Genomic DNA, 8178 nt, shown 5'->3' on the forward strand with positions numbered 1-8178 from the left:
CGATAATTGGCGTATCATCACCTGGGAACTCATAAGTGTCTAGCAACTCACGAATTTCCATTTCAACCAATTCAAGCATCTCGTTGTATTCTTCTGAACCTGCACCACCACAGTCTTCAGCCAACAAGTCAGCCTTGTTCAAGAATACTACAATGTAAGGTACACCTACCTGACGAGACAAAAGGATGTGCTCACGAGTCTGAGGCATAGGACCATCAGTCGCACCACAAACCAAGATAGCACCATCCATCTGAGCAGCACCTGTGATCATGTTCTTAACATAATCGGCGTGCCCTGGGCAGTCAACGTGAGCGTAGTGACGATCAGTTGAATCATACTCAACGTGAGACGTCGCGATAGTGATACCACGTTCTCTTTCTTCTGGTGCGTTATCGATGTTTGCGAAGTCAACCTTCTCACCACCGAATACTTCTGCACATACACGCGTTAACGCTGCAGTCAAAGTTGTTTTACCGTGATCAACGTGACCAATAGTACCTACGTTGACGTGTGGTTTATTACGTTCAAATTTTTCTTTTGCCATCCGAACATCTCCTCAAAAAATATAGCTCGATTGCGGACACTGCGTCTCGGCCAGCTAGAACCAGCATTGACCACACACAACTTAAATTCAATAAAACCAAGCAATAACACTCATGGAGCTCATAACCGGAATTGAACCGGTGACCTCCACCTTACCAAGGTGGCGCTCTACCGACTGAGCTATATGAGCAACGAATTTATTACTTGGAGCGGGCAGCGGGAATCGAACCCGCATCATCAGCTTGGAAGGCTGAGGTAATAGCCATTATACGATGCCCGCCACATAAAACTGGTGGAGGGGGGTGGATTCGAACCACCGAAGCTTACGCGTCAGATTTACAGTCTGATCCCTTTGGCCACTCGGGAACCCCTCCAGCTAGAATCGTAAAGACTCTAAAGAACTCAAAACAAAATGGAGCTGGTGGACGGAATCGAACCCCCGACCTACGCATTACAAGTGCGTTGCTCTACCGACTGAGCTACACCAGCTGCACACCCTCATTTCGAGAGGCCGCTATACTAAGTGAACTATTTTTCAGATGCAACACTTTTGCAAAAAATTTCTCTCTTCTTTGCACCTGTTGATAACAATGCAGCAATTTCGTCTATTTTCTCTTGGTTTTCAGCAGCATAATCAAGCCCGTACTCCAACCAAAAACTCGTTTCAGACTTCTTTTTCTCGAAAATGCTTGGCGCCATACCACTTTTCTTTACTTTTTTTGCTAACCCGCGCGCCAAATCTATATTTTCAAACACCCCTAAAGAATAAGCCCCACTTAATTCTCCTGAAGAAATCTTATACGTGTCGACCTTAATCTCAAGCAATCTTTGCTCTAGATCTTCAACAACATCTTTCTTCGCGATATACACCCAATAAGAGGGCGCCTTATCAAGAGTTTGACCTACAATCTGAACCTCACCAGTCCCCGGAAGCACTCTCTTTTTTTCCAATTCCAACTCAGCCCTATTATCAAAAGGCCCCAGCAACTCACAACGCCTCGCTATTGCCTGTTTATCGCCACCCGACGATGAAATATCCGACAACAATACTATACGTTTTACTGCCTTATTTTCCTGAAATTCTGGACTCACACCCTGCTCTCGATGCTTCACCCACTGAAAAGCAACCAGACCTACATTCACAACCAATAACGCTATAAACACCCACTTCATTAGTGTAGCTCCCCCTCAAGCCTAGATCCGAACAGCCCAGCCATCCCCTCAAAGACCAATACAGGCCTCAATTCGTAAGCCCCCACGATAAATCCGGCGATATATTTAGCATCACCACCCGTAAGTATTACCTTGTTAATACCATAGCCCTGACACTGTGACTCTAAGTAGCTTATAGTTTGACTCACCATAATATGAACACCATTAACAACACACTGCTCAGTATTCCTGCCTGGAGATAATCCACACTGCACATCATCATCTAATACAATTTTCGATGTCCCCGCCACAAGCGAATCCTGCAACATTTTGCAACCTGGAAAAATATAGCCACCAATATGCCGTCCATCTCCGTCAATCAAGTCGGCCGTCAAGGCACTACCGCTATCGATTACCATACAAGCGCCTTGATACAGATCGCGCACGGCTGATATTACCAGGCAGCGATCAACCCCCAACCTTTTCACCTCATCGTAAGCAAATTGCTGCCCGCTCATATCATCATGAGAAATCGCATAAATCTTAACATCCACCATACGCTGGAGCGCGTCAAGCAGACTATCTAGTACTTCAGACACCCTAACAGATGCTACCAGCACCCTATTAAATGACATGCCACCCAACTCTGCTGCCAGCAAAGCAGGATCAAGCGCCGACAACAACTCCTCTCCCGACCTTATGATTTTATTATTTTCAGCTAAACACCACTTGATCCGTGTGTTGCCGCAATCTAATAGAAGCATCAGCCTAACCTCACCGACACCTCACCTGCGTTAACCGCAGATAGTGCTCCATCAACCTCTAATAAGAGCGCGCCAGATAAGTCAACTCCTCGCGCAATACCAACTATTGCACCACTGTTGATTTCAACCACTTTACCCGCTAAAGCATCAAATTTGTTCCAATCCGACAAAAAATCCTTAAAGCCACCCAACTTAAAACGCTCTAAGTCACAATACAAACCACTCAATAAGTTGCCAGCTAGCTCATTCCGACCAATATCCGATACTTCGGACAAAGCTGACCAAGCCTGCTCAATCACTTCCGCATCCTCAGGCTTCATATCAACATTCAAACCCAGACCAACCACAACCCGCCAACTCGTTGTCGCCTCTCCATGCAACTCAACCAAAATACCTGCTAACTTTCTTCCACTTAACCAAACATCATTCGGCCACTTTAACTCAACGCCACTAACACCAAGTGATGCTAGCGTCTTCACAACAGACAAACCAACCACCAAACTTAGCCCCGATAGAGCTTCTGCCCCACCATCAAGATTAAAAGCAATACTAAGATAAATATTTCTCGCAAAAGGACTAACCCATTTTCGGCCACGACGACCTTTTCCGGCCGTCTGATATTCTGCCAAGCAACTCTCGTATAAATTTCCTTCGAGTTGCTTTTCCAATAAGTGAGTATTTGTTGAATCGGTACTTAAAAGCACCTCAATAGAGATATTTTCGACAGCTTGAGCTGCCATATACGACTGAATAGATTTACCACACAATAGATCAAGCGGTCGCAACAAACGATAGCCGCGCCCTTTTACTGACTCCAAGGGTAAACGCAACTCCTCCAATTGACCTAACGCTTTCCACACTGCAGTTCGGCTTACACCCAAAGTACGACCAAGGTCCGACCCTGAATGGAATTCACCATCCGACAAGAGATTTAAAATAGAACGGAGTTCCATAAGGGAAACCAAAAAGAAATGAAGCCGCGATTATAGCGACTTCGAAAGCATTATCGCAATGCCATCCTTATTAAGGCAAGAAAATGTAAGCGCCAGCTTTAATCTATTGGCGTAGCAGTAATATCAGTTGTGATATTAAAGTTCTGTAGCTTCATTCCGTATAGCAGCGTTGACTCACCACCGACAGAGTGGCTGAGATTAACTCTTTCAAAATCAAGCTCTTTGAACTGCGTATTTGTTCTCATCGCAACACCTACCGGTCTATTTGCAATATCTGCAGCAGTCATATCTGAAGGAGCCTTGTACTCATAGGAGCCATCAGGCAACATAACCTTTTCCCAACCCTCTTCACCGTAGATATTATTACTATCGAAGCCTGTCGACTTCTTAATAACCGGAGCGCGAGCAATATCCATGTTGTATTCTGTCTGAATCCCAAAATCGTCAGACAAATTGTTCCCGTCATTGGTCGTATAATTATCAAATATTAACTTTAGACCCGTTCCCTTATCGGGCGAACCAGTACCCTCGCCATCGCGCCCGACATGCCAAGTTAAGCGATTTCTCTTTCCTTCAGAATCAATCTTCGACTTAAAGTGCCGTTTAGATGTTATTGTTAAGCCCTGGTCCCCACGATTTTCCCAGCGCCCGTTATCAGCAATACAATCACCCTGGCTAGCTCCGACACCACCAATACAAACATCTCCAGCACCACCAGTTGATATCAAGGTCTCAGAACCAGCATGATAACTCTCTACTACAAGCCCGCCAAAGCTAGCGTCAGCAGTGCGTTCACCTATTTTAAAGTCTGTAACATCCAACCGACTCCAACTTTCACCTTCATAAATCTTTAATCCGTCACTTGTGACATCTAACATCATGTCACGCAAGTGCACATCATAATTCAGCCCACTTAACCAGATTCCATTCCCAGTCCCGTCAGCCTCTAAATAGGAACCCATAATGCCATCACTAATTGATATATCGGAATTTACTGTAATTCCTTCGCTGCCTTCTCGCCCACCAGCCCCAAGTGTAATATGGCCATTAAGCGTTCCTTCCAAAGAAGGTGAACCTAACAAACCAGGAAGCCCCTGCACTCCCTGTGCAGACCCAAGCTTCTCATTCTTTAAATCCTCTTTATCCCCGGTACTCTCAGCAACCCGCACTCCCTCAATTTGATAGCCAAAAGCAAGATCTTCAAAACCAAGCCTTAGACCATCAAAAAACACGTCATCATTTGGCAAGTCTGCAGTAATATCGATAGTGATATCTCCATCAACATAAGCAGAAAGAGAACTCAACATCAAAGAATAACCATCATCGGTGTATACAAAGTTAGATTGATTTGTGTCACCAGCGATACTTAATTGAGTATCAAGACGTAAACCTTGATTGCCAGCCTCTGTATTACCGCCAGCTTGAACCAAGATTTTGTTGGTTCGACTAACACCACCCCAAACGGAGTCGGCGTAGGTCAAAGCAATATCGAAAGAACCTAGTGACTTTAATTGAACAGGGTTACCCGCGACATATTGATCAATATTTGTTTTAGTTTCACCCAAAACAAAATCCTGAACATGCAGATCTATCGCTAACTGTTCAAAGGCTAAAGCCAAGCCCACACCATGATAAGCGTCACCTGAATCCTCATCATCCAAAATATCTAGCGTCATGTTGACCAAATCTGTTGACCCGGTAATACCCAAAGCACCTACCCAGTAACCTGTATCTGCCCAGTCAGTATCATCACCCCACGCTACATCCAAGCGATTAAACTGGTTCGATGAATTGATCGTCATTCCTGTAAGACCATCAGCGCCGCCCGCGGCAATTAACAAATCAGAATTAACATCCATATTAATCCACAAGCTACCGTAACTTGCTAAAGGCGCGCCCGACGTAACATCATTAGTTACCCCGTGATTTAACGCGTTATTACTATACCTAATGGCATCTACACTTAGCTCTGCCTTTAGGTTAGGCATTGATAAGTTAAGCTGTCCTGCCTCGGTCACCCCAAACACCGTACCCAAAGATTCGACATCCAAACTTAAACCATCCAAGAAAAACTCATTGCCATTAGTGCGATATCCTAAGCGCCCATTTTCGACGGTAAAATCAATATCATACAACCCACCCAAAACATTGTTAGCACCGTGTCTTGTATTACCTCTGTTGTGCACCAAGATAGAGCCATCAATCTCGTAGTCAATAAAGAAGCCCCCTATACTCGGATCTGTTACAAGTGAAGGCAGGCCCGGCGCATCAACAAAACGAATTTCCTCTATTTCGAACCTTGCGACATTTCCAGAAGAAAAGGCAAACTTTATATCGCCGTTATCAAGAATATCAAACTCTAATCGGTGCTCTGCCAACTGCCCAGGATCTGCAGCAGAGCTCATCTTGACACCCTGCAACGCTATACCCAAACCATCATCAAAATAGGCTATCTCACCCACTGAAAACTTCGATTCTAGGTCAACAGTGATTCCCGACTGCCCACTTACACCCGACAAAAACTCATCACCAAGTGCTTTTAGCTCCGCAGCGCTTATTTGTGGGAGAATAAAAAGCATTAATGTTATTGATAGTCTATTTATCATCCGTAATTCCTAAGGCGTTGGAAAAACCAACAGGTTACCCTGCAAAGTGAGATCACCACTCATCTCGACAGTCATTAAGTCGACCTGCTGATAGTCTGAACTATTACTTGGACGGTCTTGGTTTGCAGTCGCGAGCGTATACTGGAAGTCGTTCATGCGTATACTCTTAGGCAAGCCAATTTCGATCACATCCCGATTAAATAGCAGACCGTCACCACCAAAACCATCTGCAATATCTCTCAGTCTAAACGTAAGACCTTCAAAAGAGACTGAGCCTTGAATATTATCAATCGCAAACCAGCCTCCATCATTCTGAGTCTTAAAAGCTAAGCGCGCCCCACATACTTTTTGACTATTTGAACAATCTCCAAAGTAACCATGGCTGTCAGAGTCATTGAACGCCCCACCCTCTTCGTTGATTGAAACTTCACCTGTTAAATAAACACCACTTTGCCCTGTCACCTCTGATAGATCTGAGTCATCAATACTTGACATCTCTGCATTAGCGAGCCCGGCAGTAAGCATAAAAATTAGTACCCGAAACAACATAAATAAGCCTCTAGTTAGGATCCAAGTCCCGAAATTTAACATCCATATACTGGACCAATATCCCTTCAATTCGCTGCTCGCCTAAACTTGTACCACCAATGTCTAAATCACCGACAATGATATTGCTACGATACTCACCATTCGTATAATAATCGTGAAAAAAGTCATGCGCTGCGACAGCATCCGGGTCAGCTAAATCGTATGAACCATCAACAACATTAATCTTATCCATATATGGATGTGTAATTTTCGCTATTTGAAGAGTAAGCCCACCGCTTGTTGGTAGATTGCTAGATCCATCTACCCCGATGTATAAGGGCTGGAACGTGTGACCTAAAGCCAACTCCATTTGGAAGTTGGACATTTTAATGCTAGATGAGCAACCTTGATTAATTTGCTCACAAGTACTTACCTCAATGGAGGGAGAATAAAAGTTAAGACGAAACTCTGCTGCCATACGCTCTTCCCCGTCATCGCCCCACAAGCGCAAGTAAGACCCGTCAAACACGGCACTTTCAACATTGATGTTTAAATTGCTTGCAAGAGCACCATCATTAATTTCAAGTTCTAAGCCAAGATCTGGCCTCTCCCCATTTACCCATTCAGCAGATGAAGGTCTACTAGAACACTCCCCACCTGCAGCACCAGTCAAACAGTCATAACCTTGAGCAGTATCTAAAACCTTCCTAGGTGCCGCAAATTCAAGTACCGCCTCTCCGGGTAAGCCAATATCAGGGTCATCACCATTTAATAAATCAATTTCGTATGGGTTAGTTAGCCTACCTAGATTTACACCCTCTAGAGTCTCCCCATAATTACTACCTGCACGCGCGATATACATTTGATTAACGTTGATTACAACGTCTTCTCCAGCACTGTTAGTTACACCACTAATCCTGAATACCTTGCCTTCGCTTGGATTATGGCCGTGACTGAAAATAAAGTCATCCATCACTAAACCGATGCCTTGGCCATCGACCTCAGATAAATCACTGTCAGATAGCGACTGCATTTCTGCATATATCTTCGTACTACTAGCCATCATTAGCGATAGAAATAACAAAGCAATTTTGTTGTTTGTAGATGCATTCATAGTTGAAATCAGCGTCCTGATTTATTAGAAGTTAGGGAAGTATACCCAATAATTAATTAAATCATGTCTTGCGAGTCAAAACTTTACAGTCGTTCACAAATCAAACAACAAGATAAGAACCTGCTCACATAATTAAAACGAAAGTGAGTTACTTACAATACTTTCTTCCAGGCAATAAAAAACCCCAGTAGGACGACCTACTGGGGTTTCTAATAGAAGCCTGACGATGACCTACTCTCACATGGGACCTCCCACACTACCATCGGCGATGCTTCGTTTCACTTCTGAGTTCGGGATGGGATCAGGTGGTTCCAAAGCTCTATGGTCGTCAGGCAAAACTTCGGTTGCTGATACTTCATCAACAACACTTAATTCTGCGTCTTTAACAATAGCAAGTAATAGCTAATTTAATCTCTGCTGTCTAACGAAGACTCATATCCAATTTGCGTTACCCGTCGTTGTACGAATAATCATTCACTATAAAACCACTTGGGCGTTATATAGTTAAGCCTCACGAG

7 protein-coding genes, 4 tRNA genes and 1 rRNA gene are annotated in these 8178 nt (G+C 44.0%); all 12 read right to left on the reverse strand.

All coding sequences use genetic code 11. The features are described 5' to 3' along the window. Window positions 1–544: GTP-binding protein (locus A3729_RS07485; protein WP_156497774.1), on the reverse strand; the 544-nt coding region annotated here is incomplete at its 3' end. A 113-nt stretch (window positions 545–657) separates the two neighbouring features. After that, window positions 658–733: transfer RNA gene (locus tag A3729_RS07490), tRNA-Thr, on the reverse strand. A gap of 15 nt (window positions 734–748) precedes the next feature. Next, window positions 749–823: transfer RNA gene (locus A3729_RS07495), tRNA-Gly, on the reverse strand. 10 nt (window positions 824–833) lie between these two features. Beyond that, window positions 834–917: transfer RNA gene (locus A3729_RS07500), tRNA-Tyr, on the reverse strand. Between the two features lie 39 nt (window positions 918–956). Further along, window positions 957–1032: transfer RNA gene (locus A3729_RS07505), tRNA-Thr, on the reverse strand. A gap of 39 nt (window positions 1033–1071) precedes the next feature. Beyond that, entirely contained in the window at window positions 1072–1716 is a 645-nt protein-coding gene (locus A3729_RS07510; protein WP_068553511.1) for a hypothetical protein, read from the reverse strand. Continuing rightward, window positions 1716–2459, reverse strand: coding sequence for a type III pantothenate kinase (locus A3729_RS07515; protein WP_068553512.1), 744 nt, complete (start codon window positions 2457–2459; stop codon window positions 1716–1718). Before A3729_RS07515 ends, A3729_RS07510 begins: the two co-directional genes overlap by 1 nt. Further along, window positions 2459–3412: a bifunctional biotin--[acetyl-CoA-carboxylase] ligase/biotin operon repressor BirA gene (birA, locus tag A3729_RS07520; RefSeq protein WP_068553513.1), complete on the reverse strand. Its 954-nt coding sequence runs from the start codon at window positions 3410–3412 to the stop codon at window positions 2459–2461. The genes A3729_RS07515 and birA overlap by 1 nt, the downstream gene beginning before the upstream one ends. A gap of 98 nt (window positions 3413–3510) precedes the next feature. Next, on the reverse strand, window positions 3511–6018 hold the full coding sequence (locus tag A3729_RS07525; protein ID WP_156491798.1) for a DUF6160 family protein: 2508 nt from the start codon (window positions 6016–6018) through the stop codon (window positions 3511–3513). Window positions 6019–6027: 9 nt separating this feature from the next. Beyond that, the gene (locus A3729_RS07530) at window positions 6028–6567 is read right to left on the reverse strand and encodes a DUF6160 family protein (RefSeq protein WP_068514093.1); all 540 of its coding nucleotides are present in this window, start codon (window positions 6565–6567) and stop codon (window positions 6028–6030) included. A 10-nt stretch (window positions 6568–6577) separates the two neighbouring features. Beyond that, on the reverse strand, window positions 6578–7660 hold the full coding sequence (locus A3729_RS07535) for a hypothetical protein (RefSeq protein WP_068514096.1): 1083 nt from the start codon (window positions 7658–7660) through the stop codon (window positions 6578–6580). A 218-nt stretch (window positions 7661–7878) separates the two neighbouring features. After that, window positions 7879–7993: ribosomal RNA gene (rrf, locus tag A3729_RS07540) — 5S ribosomal RNA — on the reverse strand. Between the last annotated feature and the right edge of the window lie 185 nt (window positions 7994–8178).

The organism is Oleiphilus sp. HI0043, assembly GCF_001634935.1.